Origin of the sequence: Kribbella sp. CA-253562 (assembly GCF_050942265.1) — a bacterium.
GTDB lineage: Bacteria > Actinomycetota > Actinomycetes > Propionibacteriales > Kribbellaceae > Kribbella.
In genome coordinates this window covers 86,335-103,332 of sequence record NZ_CP192049.1, presented here as the reverse complement: position 1 = coordinate 103,332, position 16,998 = coordinate 86,335, and the positions used below count along the sequence as shown (strand labels likewise).

General features: G+C 69.3%; 18 protein-coding genes. 4 read left to right on the top strand and 14 right to left on the bottom strand.

Features of this window, described 5'->3' with window-relative positions:
* Window positions 1-5 precede the first annotated feature (5 nt).
* The 3 genes from ACQPXM_RS00505 to ACQPXM_RS00495 form a co-directional block, all read right to left on the bottom strand.
* Window positions 6-689: a class I SAM-dependent methyltransferase gene (locus ACQPXM_RS00505; RefSeq protein ID WP_432943560.1), complete on the bottom strand. Its 684-nt coding sequence runs from the start codon at window positions 687-689 to the stop codon at window positions 6-8.
* Between the two features lie 46 nt (window positions 690-735).
* A complete protein-coding gene (locus ACQPXM_RS00500; protein ID WP_432943558.1) occupies window positions 736-1,215 on the bottom strand; it encodes a TIGR04222 domain-containing membrane protein in 480 nt (159 codons plus the stop codon).
* Between the two features lie 105 nt (window positions 1,216-1,320).
* Complete coding sequence (locus ACQPXM_RS00495; RefSeq protein WP_432943556.1) at window positions 1,321-2,151, bottom strand: siderophore-interacting protein; 831 nt, start codon at window positions 2,149-2,151, stop codon at window positions 1,321-1,323.
* A gap of 144 nt (window positions 2,152-2,295) precedes the next feature.
* On the opposite strand from ACQPXM_RS00495, the gene ACQPXM_RS00490 reads away from it, so the two are divergent.
* Window positions 2,296-3,630, top strand: coding sequence for an ATP-binding protein (locus tag ACQPXM_RS00490; protein ID WP_432943554.1), 1,335 nt, complete (start codon window positions 2,296-2,298; stop codon window positions 3,628-3,630).
* Between the two features lie 4 nt (window positions 3,631-3,634).
* On the opposite strand, the gene ACQPXM_RS00485 is transcribed toward ACQPXM_RS00490, so the two are convergent.
* Entirely contained in the window at window positions 3,635-4,057 is a 423-nt protein-coding gene (locus ACQPXM_RS00485; protein WP_432943552.1) for a VOC family protein, read from the bottom strand.
* A 9-nt stretch (window positions 4,058-4,066) separates the two neighbouring features.
* Window positions 4,067-5,203 (bottom strand): endonuclease, encoded by a 1,137-nt coding sequence (locus tag ACQPXM_RS00480; protein ID WP_432943550.1) that lies wholly within the window; start codon window positions 5,201-5,203, stop codon window positions 4,067-4,069.
* A gap of 238 nt (window positions 5,204-5,441) precedes the next feature.
* Between ACQPXM_RS00480 and ACQPXM_RS00475 the strand changes: the two genes are divergently transcribed.
* Window positions 5,442-6,602 (top strand): hypothetical protein, encoded by a 1,161-nt coding sequence (locus ACQPXM_RS00475; protein ID WP_432943548.1) that lies wholly within the window; start codon window positions 5,442-5,444, stop codon window positions 6,600-6,602.
* On the opposite strand, the gene ACQPXM_RS00470 is transcribed toward ACQPXM_RS00475, so the two are convergent.
* From ACQPXM_RS00470 to ACQPXM_RS00460, 3 genes are all read right to left on the bottom strand, one after another.
* The gene (locus ACQPXM_RS00470; protein WP_432943546.1) at window positions 6,603-7,289 is read right to left on the bottom strand and encodes a hypothetical protein; all 687 of its coding nucleotides are present in this window, start codon (window positions 7,287-7,289) and stop codon (window positions 6,603-6,605) included.
* Window positions 7,286-7,780: an RNA polymerase sigma factor gene (locus tag ACQPXM_RS00465; RefSeq protein ID WP_432943544.1), complete on the bottom strand. Its 495-nt coding sequence runs from the start codon at window positions 7,778-7,780 to the stop codon at window positions 7,286-7,288. Before ACQPXM_RS00465 ends, ACQPXM_RS00470 begins: the two co-directional genes overlap by 4 nt.
* A 383-nt stretch (window positions 7,781-8,163) precedes the next feature.
* A complete protein-coding gene (locus ACQPXM_RS00460) occupies window positions 8,164-9,099 on the bottom strand; it encodes a glycoside hydrolase family 16 protein (RefSeq protein WP_432943542.1) in 936 nt (311 codons plus the stop codon).
* A gap of 140 nt (window positions 9,100-9,239) precedes the next feature.
* Between ACQPXM_RS00460 and ACQPXM_RS00455 the strand changes: the two genes are divergently transcribed.
* Both ACQPXM_RS00455 and ACQPXM_RS00450 read left to right on the top strand, forming a co-directional pair.
* Window positions 9,240-9,944 (top strand): GntR family transcriptional regulator, encoded by a 705-nt coding sequence (locus tag ACQPXM_RS00455; RefSeq protein ID WP_432943540.1) that lies wholly within the window; start codon window positions 9,240-9,242, stop codon window positions 9,942-9,944.
* Window positions 9,945-9,982: 38 nt separating this feature from the next.
* Window positions 9,983-10,315 carry an RNA polymerase sigma factor gene (locus ACQPXM_RS00450; RefSeq protein ID WP_432943538.1) on the top strand — a complete coding sequence of 111 codons (333 nt, stop codon included), beginning with the start codon at window positions 9,983-9,985 and terminating at the stop codon, window positions 10,313-10,315.
* A gap of 38 nt (window positions 10,316-10,353) precedes the next feature.
* On the opposite strand, the gene ACQPXM_RS00445 is transcribed toward ACQPXM_RS00450, so the two are convergent.
* The 6 genes from ACQPXM_RS00445 to ACQPXM_RS00420 all read right to left on the bottom strand — a co-directional run bounded on the left by ACQPXM_RS00445 (window position 10,354) and on the right by ACQPXM_RS00420 (window position 16,694).
* Window positions 10,354-11,187, bottom strand: coding sequence for a carbohydrate ABC transporter permease (locus ACQPXM_RS00445; protein WP_432943536.1), 834 nt, complete (start codon window positions 11,185-11,187; stop codon window positions 10,354-10,356).
* Window positions 11,184-12,155: a carbohydrate ABC transporter permease gene (locus ACQPXM_RS00440; protein WP_432943534.1), complete on the bottom strand. Its 972-nt coding sequence runs from the start codon at window positions 12,153-12,155 to the stop codon at window positions 11,184-11,186. Before ACQPXM_RS00440 ends, ACQPXM_RS00445 begins: the two co-directional genes overlap by 4 nt.
* 4 nt (window positions 12,156-12,159) lie before the next feature.
* Window positions 12,160-13,422 carry an extracellular solute-binding protein gene (locus ACQPXM_RS00435; protein WP_432943532.1) on the bottom strand — a complete coding sequence of 421 codons (1,263 nt, stop codon included), beginning with the start codon at window positions 13,420-13,422 and terminating at the stop codon, window positions 12,160-12,162.
* Window positions 13,423-13,700: 278 nt separating this feature from the next.
* On the bottom strand, window positions 13,701-14,936 hold the full coding sequence (locus tag ACQPXM_RS00430) for an ornithine cyclodeaminase family protein (RefSeq protein ID WP_432943530.1): 1,236 nt from the start codon (window positions 14,934-14,936) through the stop codon (window positions 13,701-13,703).
* Window positions 14,933-16,063, bottom strand: a complete 1,131-nt coding sequence (locus ACQPXM_RS00425; protein ID WP_432943528.1) for an aminotransferase class I/II-fold pyridoxal phosphate-dependent enzyme — start codon at window positions 16,061-16,063, stop codon at window positions 14,933-14,935. The genes ACQPXM_RS00430 and ACQPXM_RS00425 overlap by 4 nt, the downstream gene beginning before the upstream one ends.
* On the bottom strand, window positions 16,047-16,694 hold the full coding sequence (locus ACQPXM_RS00420) for a helix-turn-helix transcriptional regulator (protein ID WP_432943526.1): 648 nt from the start codon (window positions 16,692-16,694) through the stop codon (window positions 16,047-16,049). Before ACQPXM_RS00420 ends, ACQPXM_RS00425 begins: the two co-directional genes overlap by 17 nt.
* Window positions 16,695-16,998 lie beyond the last annotated feature (304 nt).

Sequence of the window (16,998 nt, the reverse complement as noted above, 5' to 3'; positions counted from 1 at the left end):
CTGTTTCATCCAGCGCGCTGATCGGTCCAGCTCATCGCCAGCGCGAAGCCGAGATCGTCGTACCGCGCACCCGGAAAGACGCTGTCGTACAGCTCGCGGAACGCCGCCCGGCTCAGGTAGACGTCGCTGAGCAGGTGCTCCAGCCACGGCTTGCTGTGCCAGAACCGCAGCTCGAACCACGCGTCCCGCCACCCCAGCCGCCGGACCGACGACGGGAACCCGAGCTTCGCGCCGACGGTGTAGACCCAGCGCGGCGGCGTCGGGTAGCGGTCGGAGACGTTGTCGATCACGGCGACCGTGCCGCCCGGCCGGACCAGCGACTTCAACTGCTCCAGTCCGGCCCGGTAGTCGGGCAGGTGGTGCATCATCGTGTGGCTGTAGACCAGGTCGAACCCGTCGTCCCCGATCTCGAACACGTCCCCGACCCGGTACTCGACGTTCGGCCGGGCCCGGCGCGCGCGGGCGATCTCGATCATCGGCGCGCTCAGGTCGACGCCGAGCACCTGCTGGAAGTCGTCCGCGAGCACTTCGGCCGCGTGCCCCGAGCCGCACCCGACGTCGATCGCCCGTTCGCCCTGCAGCCCGAGCCCCCGCAACCAGGTCACGCCCTTGCCGGGCTGGAGGCTGACGAACCGGTCGTAGTCCGTCGCGAACCTGTCGAACAAGGCTGGATCCACCGCTGCACTCATGCCCGTACGACGCGCGCCGCCCGGGACTTTGTTCGATCCGCGCCGATCAGACCGGCGGACTGACCGCGGTACGCCGTACGCCGGTCGCCTGGTCCCGGCCGCTGAACAACCTGCGCAACTCCGGCGCCACGATCGCGCGCGGCCCGACGGCCGCGACCCGGAAGGTGCCGGTCGCGTGCTCCCGCAGTGAGCGCCGGACCTGGCGACCACGGCTGGTCAGCAGCCAGGGAATCCAGCGGCTGATCAGCCCTCGCTCGACCAGCGACGCCCTGAGCTCGCTCATCGCGGGCAGGACGGCGACCCGGGCCAGCAGCTCGTCGAGCTGCAGACCGGCCGGGGGAATCACGCTGAGTACATCGCGCTCGAGCTGGTTGCTCCCATCGGCGCCGCGGCTGGTCACCTGGCGGCCCGTCACACCGATCACGCGGTCGTGGCAGAGCGCGAGGACGGCGACGAGGGCCGCGCGGCGACGACCGCCGCACAGGTAAGCGGTCTGGTTCAGGTCGAGCGGGTTCTCGGTGAGCATCGGAGGCTCCTCTTCACCTCGGCGTCGTCACCGGCTCAGACGGCGCCGAGGCCGGACCGGTTGCGTCGAGTAGCGGAGATCACGCAGCGTGCCTGGCCGATCCACTCAGTCGCCGGCGGCCGCGCGTTCCTTGCGGGCGGTCTCGGCCTTCTCGGCCTGCCAGCCGTCCTCGTTCTTGCCGAGGCGCCAGTACCCGGACAGCGACACCCGGTCGCGCGGCAGCCCGCGCTCGGTGAACAGGTAGCGCCGCAACTGCAGGACGAACCCGGCCTCGCCGTGCACGAAGGCGTGTACGTCGTCCGACGGGAAGTCGAGCGTCGAGACCGCCTCGACCAACTGGTCACCGCGAGCGCCGGTCGAGCCCGCGCGGTGGAACCAGACCACGTCGACGTCGCCCGAGCCGCTGAACTTCTGCTCCTCCGACTCGTCCTCCACCTCGACGAAGACCTTCGCCTTCGCACCGGCCGGCAGCGCCTCGACCGCGGCGCCGATCGCCGGCAACGCGCTCTCGTCACCGACCAGCAGGTGCCAGCCGGCCGACTCGTCCGGCGCGTACGCGCCGCCCGGCCCGTTGAACCACAGCTGGTCGCCCGGCTGCGCCTTCGCCGCCCACGGCCCGGCGGTCCCCTCGTCACCGTGGTGGACGAAGTCGATGGTCAGCTCGCGGGCCGCCTCGTCCCAGGCGCGCACGGTGTAGGTCCGCATCGTCGGCCACTGATCGGTCGGGAACTGCTCCCGGACCAGGCCCATGTCCAGCGGGTCCGGATACTCGACGCCGGGTTGGGGGAAGAGCAGCTTCACGTACATGTCGGTCTTGCCGTTGCCGGTGAACTCGTCACAGCTCAGCACGACCCGGATCATGTGCGGCGTGATCCGCTCGGTCCGGCGGACGACGCCGAGCTTGGCTCGGCGGCTTCGGGGGGCGGGGGTGCTCACGCGACCACGGTTCCTCTCGGGCGGAGTTAGGTATACCTAACTCACCATAGCCGACCCGGCAACCACCCGCGGCTGCACCGGGGATCGGCTCACTGTTCACCTGATCGTTGCCGGTGGCACGCTTGTGGCAACGACCCTGCCGGTATGGACCCGATCTTCGGTACGCCGCAGCGGCCCGCCAGGCCGGTCACCCGGATCGACGCGGCCGCCCGGCCGATCTCGCTGGACCTGCGGCCGCCGGAGCGCAACACCGTGCTGTTCACCGGCGCGCCGGGGATGGGCAAGAGCTTCGAGCTCGGCAAGGCCCAGGAGCTCGCACGGCAGCAGGGATGGCCGTGTCTGCGGGTCGACGCCTCGCCGCGGGAGCCGCTGGAGAACCGGTTCGTCCGGGCGGCCACTCGTGAGCTCGGCGGGCTGCGCAAGCAGTACGGGTTCCTCGGGCTGCGGAAGCTGAAGAAGACGATCAAGGATCTGACGCAGCGGGCCCGCAGCCAGCAGAACGGCGCGGAGGTGCGGGTCGGCGTCGCGCCGGTGCAGCTGGTCGCGAAGAAACAGTGGGACGCGCCGGGGCGAGACGGGGTCGGTTCGACGCTCGACCAGCTGGCGACCGAGCTCGGCGACCTGGCCGCGAAGAAGCGGCATCCGGTGATGCTGATGGTCGACAATCTCGACGTCGCCTCGGAGCGCGACCTGGCCGCGCTGACCGAGTTGTCGGCGCACCTCGAACGCAGCGGTCAGCCGGTCTACTTGATCGCCGCGGGCAGCGAGATGGCGATGACGCGACTGATGACCGCGTCGGCCGGATACTCCGGAGTCGCCACCGGCGTCACCAGCCGGTACGACGTCCGCGAGTGCGGCCCGCTCTCGGGCGACGAGCTGCGGCCGACCTTGACCGAGCCGTTGCGGCAGGCCGGGATCGCGCACCAGCCGGAGGCGATCGACGAGTTGCTGCACGCGGCGGGCGGTCATCCCGGACGGCTGCGTGACCTGTCCGAGCGGGCGGTCGCGCTGATCGGGAACCGTCCGGACGGGCTCACCGCGGACGTCTCCAAGGCGGCGATCGCGCAGGTCAACGCGGCGTCGCGAGTGGTCTACCAGGCCGAGTGGAACTCCTGCTCGGCCGCGGAGAAGGAACTGCTGGCGAAAACCGCGAGTCGCGGCGCGCGCGGTCTGTCGATGCCCGCCGAGACCCAGGCGGCCGGCCCGGGGAACTGGCAGGAGGTCGACACCGCGCGGCAGATGCTGGTCGCCCGTGGGCTGGTCCGAGAGAACCCGAGCGGTGACCGGATCAGCATCGCGGACCCCGGGATGCGCGACTGGGTGGAGATCCGCGTCGGCCAGTCGGCCGCGCACGCCGGCGTCGCCCTGCCCGGTTCGGCGGCGCCGTCGATCACCCCGCCGGCCCGTGGCCGACACGCCCAGGGCCCGCAGACGGCGACCCGCCAGGTCGGTCAGACCACCTTCACGGTGAACCGGTAGCCGCTCAGGTGGCGAAGATCTGCGCCTCGTCCGCGAACGCCTTGAACTCCAGGGCGTTGCCGGCCGGGTCGAGCAGGAACATCGTCCACTGCTCACCGGGCTGACCCTCGAAGCGCAGGTACGGGTCGATCACGAAGGTCTTGCCCGCCGCCTTGAACCGGTCGGCCAGCGCGTGGAAGCCGGGAACGGACAGGATCAGCCCGAAGTGCGGCACCGGGACGTCGTGGCCGTCGACCGGGTTGTGGATGCCCTGCGAGCGGCCGGGCGCCAGATGGGTGACGAACTGGTGGCCGTGCAGGTTCCAGTCGATCCAGGTGTCGGAGGAGCGGCCGCGCTCGCAGCCGATGACGGAGCCGTAGAACTCGGCTGCCGCGGCCAGGTCGTCGACCGGCATGGCCAGATGGAAGCGAGGAAGGGATTCAGTCATGCCTTCAACCTAAGGCCAGATCGAGGCGACCCACTCGGGGTGGTCGACGAACGGGTTGCGGTTGTGCTGCCACTTGTCGAAGATCACCTGGTTGCGGCGCTTCTCGAACGCGTCCGGCGGGTCGGCCTGGCTCCACGCCTTCAGCACCGACAGCTTCCCGATGTACGGCGCGGAGCCGTTGTTCACCACGTTGTTCGGCTCGAGGTCCGCGAAGCCGTCGCCGCCGTCGTACCGGACCGCCATGTAGAAGATCATCCGCGCGACGTCGCCGCGGACCGCCGCCCGCGGCGAGAACGAGTCACCGTCGACCGCGCAGCCGGGGCACTCCGCGACCGTGCCGCCGCCGTTGTCGAAGTCCAGGTTGCCGCGGATGCCGTTGACCGACACGTCCTCCGGGCGCAGGTGGTGCACGTCGGTCCCCGGACCGGTCGCGGTGCCGAAGTCGCCGTGCGACTTGGCCCAGACGTGCTCGCGGTTCCAGTCGTTCGGGTCACCGCCGTTGCTGGTCTTGCTCTGCGAGCGGCCGGAGTAGAGCAGGATCACGTTGTTCGGGTTGGCCGGGTCCTGGTCGGTGTCCTTCAGCGCGGTCCAGACCTGGTCGTAGCTGAGCTTGGTCTGGTTCGAGATGATCGTGTGCAGCGCCGACTTCAGCGCGGGTCCGGTCTTGCCGATCGCGTTCGCGTAGTAGTCGGCCGGATCACCGGGATCACCCGGATCCGCGCCACCACCGCCGCTGAACGCCGTCGCCCCGGTCAGCCCGGGGTGCGAGAAGTACGCCGACAACGTGCCGGTCACCGTGATCTTCTGCCCGACCAGCCCGGGGTTCGTCCGCAGCCCGTACGCCGCGCGGAAGCCGCTCGGGATCTGGACGTACAGCATGCTCGCCGTACTGGTCTGACCGGCGGAGTCCGCCAGCGCCAGGGCGTAGTCGTTCGGGAAGTTGCTCCGTACGACGGTGTTCGTGGCGGTCGGCTGGCCGACGACATAGCCCTCGACGGTGCCGGTGGAGCCGTTCTGCTGCTGCAGGGCCGCTGCGACGGTCAGGGTCGCACTAGTCGCGGCCGGTGCCGGCGTCATACCGAAGCCGAGCAGCGCGAGCAGTACGCCGATCAGCAGAACGGGGCGGGCGGAACGAAGAGCTGTCACGGCGGGTCTCCCACGGGGCGGTGTGGAACGGCGTCGCAGCTCAGTCTGCCCTGTCGTACCGGTCGGTGAACGTCTCTGCGGGCGAAGTCTTCCGAGCCGTAGGGTGACCGCGACATTGCAGGAAGTTGCCTTCGAGCGGCGAGCGCCCCCGGAGTTCGGCAGACTGCAGGTTGAGCACCTTGCCCGATCAGGTCTGGGGAACAGGAGCGATATGCGTTTGACGAGGAGATCGCTGTCGATGGCGATCGCCGCGGTGTCGGTCGGTGCCGGTGGGCTCGCGCTCACCGGTCAGCCGTCGGTGGCCCAGCCACTCGACGTGGCCGACGCCACGGCACCCGCGGCGGAGGACCCCGCGCTGGCGGCCGCCCGCGCACAGAAGGAACAGGCAGCCGCCACGGCCCCGGACGGGCCGCAGACGGCGCAGGAGAAACAATTCAGCCAGATCGACGACTACGCCACGAAGGCCGGCGGTCTGGGCGTCTACTACGACCAGGGCACCGGCAAGTACGTCGTCCGGATGCCCCGTACGGCCAAGGCCCAGGCGGCGCGGTCGGTGAAGATCGCCGGGGCCGAGACCGGAGTGCAGCCGAGCCGCACCACCAAGGCCGAGCTGGCCTCGATCCGTTCGGTGCTGGAGCGCCGGCAGTGGAAGGCCGAGGCGAAGAAGTACAGCTACGCCTTCTACTACGACGCGCAGCGCGACGCGATGTCGGTGACGACCAACGCGCCGGCCGCGACGATGCAGCCGCTGCTGGCCAAGTACGGGCCGGTGCTGCAGACCAAGTACGGCGATGTCAGCCGCGACTCGCGGCAGAGCGACCCGGCGCCGCACCGCGGTGGCGCGTCGATCACCAACGGCTCGTCGGTCTGCACCAGCGGTTTCACCATCACCTCGACGGCCCGCTACATGGTCACCGCCGGGCACTGCTTCTCGCTCGGCCAGCGGGTCTTCTCGACCGGTGGCGAGCAACTGTGGGGCACCGTCCGGAATCGGCCGAGCTTCCCGTACTACGACTTCGAGGCGGTCGGCGGCGGGACCTACGGGTCGGTCATCTACCGCGGCGGCGCGACCGGGTCGACGATCCTGGTCAGCGGCGCCTCCGACCCCGCGGTCGGAGCCGCCTACTGCCGCAGCGGCCAGACGACGTACGAGAAGTGCTCGCAGGTCGTCACCAGCCTGCACGCCCAGTTCTGCGACGACGCGGGCTGCACGGTCGAACTGATCGCGTACCGCGGTCCGGACGGCCAGGGCGGTGACTCCGGCGCACCGCTGTTCCAGTACGTCCGGGGCACCGTGCAGATCCGTGGCATGCACATCGCCCACGCGGGTGACGATCAGTACGCCGAGCGGTGGACCACCATCCGGTCGGTGTTCAAGGCGAACATCGCGATCAAGTGATCACTTCAGCTCGACCGTCCAGGGTCCGCCCTGGGCCTCGATCCGCTGGCCACCGTCGGCCGGGCTGAACACCTGCGTCGCGTAGAGCTGGTAGCTACCCGGCGCGAGCTTGTCCCCGGCCTGCGTCGCTGCTTCACCGCAGCGGCGCAGGCTGATCGTCGAGGTGACGACCGCCCGCTCGCCCGGCAGCAGCGTCATCGGGACCGCCACGTCGCGGACCGGCGCCGGAGTGGATACCACCTTGCCCTGCTGGGCCACCGTGACCGCCGCGCTCTTGCCGGTGGTCAGCTCCATGATCTGCTCGGTCTTGTTGATCACCACCACGTCGACGGCGGCGAAGTCGGTCGTCCCGCTGATCGGCTTGATCGTGGTCGCGGCGCTCAGCTCGAGCGGCGCGTCGGCCCGGGGCTCACCGCTGACCGCACCACCACAGGCACCGATCGTCAGCCCGGCCGCCTGGCGAGCGCCCGCCACCGGCGTGTCTTCACCGCCGAGATTCGGTACGACGGCCACCGCCGCGAGCGCGATCACCGCGGCCGTGCCCAGGCTCGCGGCGCCCATCACCACGGCGTTGCGCCGGCGCCGGCCCTTGATCCGGCCGGCCACCCGCTGCTCGTCCAGGTCGACGGTCTCGCGGCCCTCGTCCGCCACCGCGCCGAGAAGATCCTTCAGGTCCTTCGACGTCATTGCACACTCTCCTCTGTCACGCCGAGCTGCGCGGCCAACCTGGATCTCGCATCGGCTAGATGGCGTTTCACCGTGCCCTCGGCGCACCCGAGCTGGTCCGCGATCTCCGGGACCGTGAGGTCCTCGTAGTACCGCAGCACCACACAGGCGCGCTGCTTGGGTGACAGGTCGGACAGTGCCTGGCGGACCGCGTACGTGGTGGCCAGGTCCTCGCCTTGCGGATCGGGCTCGACCAGCAGGTGCCTGGTCTCGCGCCACCGCTTCGCCCGCCGCCGGTCGTCGACGTACAGGTTCAGGATCGCGCGGCGCAGATAACCCTCGAGCTGCTCGATGTCGCGGCCGACGCGCAGCCGGCCGAACACCCGCAGCAACGCCTCCTGGACCAGGTCGGCGGCACTCGCCGCGTCCCCGGTGAGCAGATAGGCGTAGCCGCGCAACGCCGGGCCGCGGACCGCGACCAGTTCGTCGAACGTGCTCTTCCAGTCAGCCACCGGCACCGTCCTTCGGATTTCCCTGTCGCCAAGCTAGACGACCAGCGGATCCGGAGCGTTGGGGGCGGAACGGGGAGAAGTTTTCGCAACGGCGGAGTTGAGTCGGTGGGGCGGGACAGCGCGATGGTCGGACGACCGCGCTGCTCCGCCCCACCTAGGTGTCCGGGCCCCCATCAAACCCCGGCTGCTACCGGGGTCTGCTTGCCCAGCCACCAGTGAGGCGCTACTGGCGGGCAGCACCTCACCGACCGGTGGGAGGAAGGAATCCGTCCCCTCCTCGGTGGTTTGACGTGGTGCGGACGCCGTAACGGACCGTACTCAGTCCGGAACGGAAAGTCCATGGGTTCGCGGAGGCCGTCTCACCGTACTGACCATTAACTGTTTCAGCAGCTGATCGTGTCGGCGTGCGCCGTGCCCGCCGACCGGTACGACGCCACCCGCGCGGCCGCCGCCGAGGGGCTCAGCACCTCGTTCTTCGCGTAGTACACCCAGTCGGCCGACTGGGCCCAGACGCTGGTGCCGCCGGAGTGGCCGGTCAGGTCGATGAACCACTGGTTGTAGTTCAGCGTCATCGCCTGCCGCGGGTAGACCGTGCGGCCCGCGCTGTCGGTGGTGTGATCGGCGACCAGCGCGCCGTCGACGTAGTACTTCACATGCCCGTTGGCCACCGTCGCGACCAGGGTGTGCCAGCCGGCGTGGCTCTGGCGCCGGGCGGTGGTCGCCCGCCAGCCGTCGAACGGGTCGGCCTGGTAGGTGTTCCAGCTGGTGAAGAAGTTGGTCGCCGAGGTCTCACCCCAGCCGCCGTTCGGCAGGTACTCGGAGATGTCGAGCTCGCTGTAGATCGGGTCCCAGTCGTAGCGCAGCGGCGAGATCGTGTAAAAGGTCTGGTTCACCGTGTCGCCGTCGTTGCCGCTGACCGGGGTGTCGCTGAACTTGAAGCGGGTCGCGTAGGTGCCCTCGAAGAACCGCTGCCGGTTCTGCTGCACCTGGGCGTGCGTCGTACCGGCGGCGGTGCCGTTGGTGGTCGCCCGGAGCTGGAGCGACTTCTGGCCGTCGACGACCGGGAAGCTGATGTTGCTCGCCGACCAGGTCGCACCACCGACGCCTGGCCCGCCGGCCGACGTACGGATGCTCCAGTCGTGCGCGGTGAACGCCGGATCGGTGCGGGAGCTGTAGTTGAAGTCGTCGAAGAACGCCCCGCACGCGGCGATCTTCTTCTCGGGCGCCGGTCGAGCAGACGCCGGTACGCCGGCAGTCGCGGCGGCACACGCCAGGACGGCGACGGCCGCAGTGGTTCGGAAGAGGCGGGATCGAGCCATGGTGAACACCTTTCTCGGGGCGGAGAGGGTGTGACCACTGGGTCACTCCTGGCAATCTGACGCGTTCCAGTGGTTAAGTCAAGACCTTGGCCAAACCGTGGAATCGCTCTCACTGGTCAGACCATTGGTAAGCTTCGAGCATGCGCCGGACCGAAGCACGCGACCAGTTGCTGGCCCTGATCGAGACCAGCGGGCCGGGTCAGGTGCTGCCGTCGGAGCGCAGCCTGAGCGAGTCACTGGGCGTCTCCCGGCCGACGCTGCGGGCGGCGCTGGACGATCTCGCCCGGGAGGGCGTGGTGGTGCGCGAGCACGGTCGCGGCACGTTCGTCAGCGCCCGGAAGATCCACCAGGAACTCGAGCCGACCGAGACCGGCGACTTCGCCTTGCCACCCGCCGAAGGCAGCCCCTGGCAGAGCCGCCTGATCTCCTTCGCGGTCGAACCGGCCGGCGCGCGGATGGGCCGGCGGCTCGAGGTGTCCCCCGGCGCCGAGCTGATCTCCGTCGTCCGCCTCCGCCTCGTCGACGGCCTGCCGATGTGCATCGAGCGGATCCACCTCCCCGCCGCCCTGGTGCCCGGCATCACCGGCCGCGACTTAGAGACCGGCTCGTTCTACGCCTTGCTCCGCGACCGCTACGGCGTGGCCCCGAAGGACGCCGTCCAGGTCACCGAACCGACCGTCACCGACCACCAGGAGTCCGCCCAGCTCGACGTACCGCTGCACTCGCCGGCCCTGCTGATCGAGCGCACGACACGAACGGCGGATCGCACCGTGGTCGAGTACACCCGGTCCGTCTACCGCGGCGACCGCTACCGGATCACGACGAAACTGACCTTCCCGGACTGATCGCGTGAAATCGTGAGGCCCTCGCCGACATAAGGGGCATGACCTACTCACCTGAGCACGGACACGACCCGCCGGGGGACGAGCGGCTGGCGCGGTTCGAGGAGCTGTTCTCCGCCTGCTACGACCATCTGGTCGCGTACCACCTCAGGCGGGTGACGAACCGCGACGACGTCGACGACCTGGTCGCTGAGACGTTTTTGGTGGCGTGGCGGCGCCTGGACGACGTACCGGCCGGTCCCAACGCGCTGCCTTGGCTGTATGCCGTCGCGCGGCGCACGCTGGCCAACCACCGACGCCGGGAGGACCGGCGATCGGCGTTGACCGAGCAACGAACTCCACGACACCGTGCCCGACCACTGGAGGGTTCGTAACGGTTGGCTGCTCACCACCGACCAGGTCGTTCTGGGCGTCAGCCCTTGACCGCCCCCGCCGCCACGCCCGCGGTGACCCGGCCCTGCAGGACCAGGAAGATCAGCAGCACCGGCAGCATGAACAGGGTCGCCGCGGCCATCGTGGCGCCCCAGTCGGTGCCGAAGGTGTTGCTGAACGACGAGAGCCAGACCGGCAGCGTGCGCTGGTCCTGGTTCTTGATGATCAGCAGGTTCGCGAACGCGAACTCGTTCCACGCGGTGATGAAACCGAACAGCGACGTCGACAGCAGGCCCGGCGCGAGCAGCGGGAAGACGATCCGCCGGAACGCCTGGAACTGGTTGCAGCCGTCGACCTGCGCGGCTTCCTCGAGCTCGACCGGGATCGCCTTGAGGAACCCGCGCAGCGTCACGATCGTGAACGGCAGCGTGACCATGAAGTAGATCAGCGTCAGCATGGTCAGCTTGTCGAGCATGTCGGTGTCGCGGGCGATCACGTACATCGGGATCAGCAGTGCCTCCCACGGCGTCATCTGGGCGATGAACACCATCAGGATGAACGCCTGCCGGCCGCGCCACTTCATCCGCGCCACCGCGTACGCCGCCAGGCAGGCGACCACGAGCGACAGCAGCACCGCCGTCACGGCGACCAGCGCGCTGTTGCGCCAGAACAGCCAGAAGCCGTCGGCGTTCACCGCCGTACCAAAGTGCGTGAACGTCACGTTGGTGGGGAAGAACGACGGTGTCTCGGCCTGGATGTCCTTGGTCGGCTTGAACGCCGTCAGCACCATCCAGTAGACCGGGAACACCGAGAAGGCGAGCACGATCAGGGCCAGCGTGTTGAGCGAGAGCTTCCGCCCGAGCGACGTCCTCACAGCTCACCCTCCTCCTTGAACATCTGCCGGAAGTAGGCCAGCAGCGCGAACGCGAGGATCAGCACGGTGACCATCGAGATCGCGGCGCCCAGGTCGTAGCGATTCAGCGACTGGGCTACCTGGTAGGCGTAGACCGGCAGGGTCAGCGTCGCGTTGCCCGGGCCGCCCTGGCTGATCGCCCAGATCTGCACGAAGCACTTGAACACCCAGATCACCTCCAGGCAGAAGATCAGCCCGAACATCGGCCGCAGGATCGGGAAGGTGATCAGCGTGAACGTCTTCACCCCGCCGGCGCCGTCGATCTGCGCCGACTCGTGCAGCTCCTTCGGCACGGTCGTCATCGCGGCGTACAGCGTGAGCGCGGCGAACGGCACCGACTGCCAGACGATCAGTACGACGATGATCGCGAACGTCGAGGTGCCGTTGGCGAACCAGGCGTAGCCGTCGAACTGCTCGAAGCCGAGCGCCACCAGGACCCAGTTCACGACGCCGAGCTGGGACTGGAACAGCCACTGGAACACGGTGGTCGCGGCGATCACCGGGATCGCCCAGGCGACCACCAGGCCGCCCATCACGGCCAGCCGCATCTTCTTGCCCAGGGCACCGATCAGCAACGCGATCAGAGTGGCCAGCACCATGATCAGCGCGACGTTGATCGCGGTGAAGACGAACGTCCGCAGCACCACCGACCAGAACATGTCGTCGGACAGGATCTGGCGGTAGTTGGCGAACCCGACGAAATCGGCACCGCCCCGGATCAGCTGGGCGATGCCGAACTTCTGGAACGAGATGACCAGATTGCGGATCAGCGGATAGACCAGCAGGTACGCCGTACCGAGCACGGTCGGCGCGATCAGCAGGTACGGCAGTAGGCGCACCGGCAGGGCGGGCCCCCGCCGCCCCGGGGCCGGCGGAGCGGCCTGCGGGGCGACGGGTGTCTCGGGCGGTTCGACGTGGGTGACGGCCACGGCGCTACTTCGTGTTCAGGGCCTGGGTGATGATCTCGTCGGCTGCCTTCGCGGCGGCCGCCGGGTCACCGCCGGTCAGCACCTTGGTCTGGTACTCCTTGATCGGGTTCTTCGCCTCGACCGCGGCCCAGTTCGGCGAGTTCGGGGTGGCCTTGCCGTTCGCCGCCCCGGCCGCCATCGCCGCGACGCCCTCGTCGGAGCCGACCGACGTGGCCAGCGCCTTGCGGTTCGGCACGTACTTCATCGTCTTGGCCAGGTCGGTCTGCCACTGCTCACCGGCCAGCTCCTTGATGAACGTGTACGCCGCGTCCTGGCCGTCCGAGGCCTCCGGGATGATCAGGTCCGAGCCGCCGGTGAAGACCGCGCCCGGCTTGTCGGCGGTCTTGCCCGGGATCGGGAAGAAGCCGAGCTTGTCCTTCAGCGCCGGGTTCGCCTGGGCGATCAGCTCGGCCGCGCCCGGTACGGCGATCATCTGCGCGACCTTGCCCTGCGCGAAGACGTCGGTCTGGGTCGGCTTGGCCTCGTCGGAGTCCTTCGGGCCCTTGCCGAGCGCCTGGATCTGCTTGTAGAAGTCCATGCCCTTGAGCGCCTCGGGCGTGGACAGCGCGCCCTTCCAGGCGTCGCCCTCCTTGACCGCCAGGTCGCCGCCCTCGTCCCAGATGAAGCCGGACAGCACGTAGAAGTTCTGGCCGGGCAGGTAGATGCCCTGGTTTCCGCCGGTGTTCAGCTTCGCGCTGGTGGCCAGCCACTCGTCGCGGGTCTTCGGCGGCGTGACGCCGGCCGCCTGGAACAGGTCCTTGCGGTAGATCACGACCCGGTTGGCGGCGTAGTACGGGATGCCGTACTGCTTGCCCTCGTAGTTGCCCGGACCGGCCAGACCTTCGATCCAGTCGTCGCCCTTGAGGTCGGCCTTCTTGTCGGTCAGGTCCTTCACGCCGCCGGAGGCCGCGTACTGCGCGACCTGGGTGTTGCCGACCTCGATCACGTCCGGCGCGTCCTTGCTGGCCAGCGCGCCGATGATCTTCGGGCCGATCCCGTTCCACTCCTGGATCTGGACGTTCGCCTTGATGTCGGGGTGCTTGGCGGCGAAGTCGTCGGTGAAGCGCTTGAGGAAGTCGTCGGAGACGCTGCCCTTCATCAGCCAGACGTCGATGGTGGTCGGGCCGGACGCGGCGTTGCCGGCGTCACCGTCGGAGGAGCCGCAGGCGGTCACCGCGGTCAGGGAAACAGCCGCCACGGCGGCAACGGCAAGGGAACGGAACTTCATCGGATCACCTCTGGCGGAGTAGCCGGACCGGCGCCCGGCTGACTGGTATGAACCTGTCGTTCAGTGGCGTCGAGAATCGCGGAGGTGTTCGCTGCTCGTCAATAGTTCAGGAGCTTCCGTTACTAAGTCGTGAGAGCGTTCACAGGCATGTAACGAGCAGAAAGTGTTTGATTGACAGCGCTGTCTGCAGTCGGCGTTGCGAAATACGCAATGGACCAGTGGGTGTGCTGGTCTGCGGGCGAAAGAACCAGTTGATGTTCTCGGGTAATCGCTTGCTGTTACCTACCGAGGGCGGCGATCACCGCGGAGGCAGTCGCCGCGTCCTGGACGCCGAGCCCGGTGAGGTCGGCGATCGACCGTTTCGCGGTCTGGGTGAACCCGTCCCGCAGTACGGCTCCGACGGAGAGATCCACGTCGGCGGAGATCACTCCCGCCCGGACGGCGTTGCCGAAGTCGCCGTGGTCGAGACATTGGGTGTGGTCGTCGGTGACAACGGTCGCGCCGTCGAAGATCTCGGTCGGCAGTTCACCTTTGCCTGGCATGTCGGTCCCGACACCGGTGACGTGTACGGCGTCCCTGAACAACTCCAGGGGCAACGGCGAGGTCGCCGCGGTCGTCGCGATCACACAGGAAGCTCCTCGCCCAGCGCCTGCGGCGCTGGGCGGGGAGGAGAAGGAGGAGCCGATCAAGGTGTGGGCGGCGCCGGTTGCGCCGGTTGCGCCGGTTGCGCCGGTTGCGCCGGTTGCGCCGGTTGCGCCGGTTGCGCCGGTTGCGCCGGTTGCGCCGGTTGCGCCGGTTGCGCCGGTTGCGCCGGTTGCGCCGGTTGCGCCGGTTGCGCCGGTTGCGCCGGTTGCGCCAGCGCCTTCGGCGCCGAGCGTGGTGCAGGAGCGATCGGCGGTTCCGGCGCCTTCGGCGCCTGTCGAGGTGGGGTAAGGGCCGGCGCCGCTAATTCCGCCGGCGCCTTCGGCGCTGAGCTGGGGAGCTGGGCGGGCTTCGATTCCCTCCGCTTTCAGCGTGGCGACCAGATCGGCGACTGCTTCGGGGCGGCGGCCCCAGATCTGGAATTTGAGGTGGGGACGGAGCTGGGTCAGCCAGGTGGCTTGCAGGTGGGCCTGGTCGCCGGTGCCGAGGATGAGGACTTCGTCGACGTCGGCCGGAGTCATCGCGTGGGTGATCAGCGCGCCGGCGGCCGCGGTGCGCCAGGCGGTGAGGCGGCCCTCGTCGGCGAGCACGGCGGCGGGCTCGCCGGTGGTGGCGTCGACCACGAGCATCAGGCCGTTGTTGACCGAGGCGAAGGTGCTGGCGACCTTCACCGTGAAGTGCTGGGTGCCTTCGACGTAGCCCGCCTTGACGTGGCAGTCGCCGGAGGACGCCGGGAAGTCCAGCACCATCGGCGGCGGGACCTGCGTCCGGCCCTCGGCATGCGCGATCAACGCTTGCCGGACCGCGTCGAACACCAACTCCGGCGTCACGACGGACCGGATCTCCGCCAGGCCGATCACCCGCAGCGTCACCGGCGCTGCTCCAACCAGTTGCTCCAGGCATCGATCGCGGGTTCGGGATCGAGCCGGCCGAGACCGACGCGGAAGCGATCCCGCGGCGTCGCGGTCAACTGGGACGAGTAGATCGACGCCGGCAGCAGCAGGACGCCGGCCTGCTCGACCAGCTCGGTGCACATCGCCTCGACGCCCTCCGGACCGGCGTACCGGGGGAAGCAGACGCATCCGCCCTGCGGTGGCTCGAACTCGAACAGCTCCGGGTACCGGCCGAAGAACTCCGCGAACACCGGCAGGTTCCGCGCGACGATCCCGCGGTTGCGCTCCAGCAGGCGGTCCCGTGCGCGCAGAGCGATCAGCGCGAGGATCTCGCTCGGCGCGGAGTTGCAGATCGAGGTGTAGTGCTTGGCCCGCTCCAGCCGGTCCAGGACGTCGCGGTCGCGGCAGGCGATCCAGCCGATCCTCAGCCCGGGCAGGCCGTACGCCTTCGACATCACGTTCAGCGACAGTGCCGCCGGCGACAGATCAGTTGCTTGCGGCAACGATGGCCGGTCGAGCTCCAGCCCCCGATAGACCTCGTCGCTGAACAACCTGATGCCCCGCTCGTCGCACAACCGCACCAAGCGCGTCCACGCCGCCGGATCCGGCACCGCGCCGGTCGGGTTGTTCGGGAAGTTCACCGACACCAGGCGTGTCTTCGGACGTAGCGCCTGCTCGATCGCCTCGACGTCCAGCGCCCAGCCGTCCTCGGGCCGCAACGCGACGCCGGTCACCTCGCAGATGTCGAGCGGGATCGTCTCGGCGGCCTGGTAGTTCGGAGTCAGCACGACGACGTGGTCGCCCGGTTCGAGCAACACCCGCATCGCCAGGTAGATGCCCTCCTCGGCACCGGCGAAGCACATCACGTCGTCCGCCGCGAGGCCGTCGTACGTGCGGGCGATCTCCTCCCGCAACGCGGGCAGACCGCGGGTCTCGGTGTAGCCCAGCTGCAGCGACTCCCACCGGCGGCGGCCGTCGTCGTCGGCGAGTTCGAGCAGCTCGGACATCGGCAGCGACTGCGCGTCCGACGCGGTGAGGTGATAGCGCGCGCTGAACTCCCAGCGCGAGAAGTAGGTCTCGAGCCGGAAGTCAGGCAGGGTCGGCATGGTTCGTCGCTTCCTTCCGCGCATCGCCGAGCAGTTGGTAGAGCGCGGACCTGCTGATCTTCAACGCCCGCGCGACCGTCGGCACCGACCGCCGCTGACTCAGTACGCCGGCCGCTTCCAGCCGCCCGATCAGTTCCAGCCGGTCGTCCCGCGACAACCGCTCGACCGGCACGCCGCGGCCGCGGACGAAGTCGCCGACCAGCTCGTTGAGCGTCTCGGTCCAGTCGCGCTCGAACAGCACCCGCGGCTGCTGGGCCACCGGCGCGGCGAAGGCGGCCAGGATCCGCCCGGCCTCCTCGAACGCCGTCCGGTCCACGTTGACGCACAGCACCAACCCGGCCTTCCCGTCGGCGTCCCGCAGTACGGCACTCACGCTCGACAGCCGCCGCCCGTCCGGCAGCGACTTCGGATACGGCCCGTAGACGTCCCGGCCGGTCTCCGCCAGCCCGTCCAGCTCGCCGAGCAACGAGGGATCGCCGACTTCCCGCCGCGACAACGGGTTCCAGATCGCCACCACCTGGTCGGTCGCCGGATCGTGCAGCACCACCTCGGCGTGCGGCGACAGCAACCGCGCGATCGCCTCGCCCACCGGCGCCAGCCGATCGACCTCGTTCTTCAGCTCAGACTTCACACTGCGGACAGTATGTCCAGCAGCGACAAATTGTCCAGGTTCTCAGCCGGCGCGACACCGGACCCGCCGTCACCTCAGCGATGCACCCGCGCACGACGCCGACGCCCCGCACGGACTCCGGTCACGACGCACACGCGCTCCGCCGCCGGCACGGCTCGTTCAGCGGCATCCCGCTGTCGCTCGACCGCGCCACCCCCTCTGCCCCGACTTCCGCCTCCATGAACCGCGTCGGCCAAGCACGCGACCACCGCCGCCAGCAATGTCTTCGACCCCATCACGCCGCCAGCAGTAACCAGACCATCCC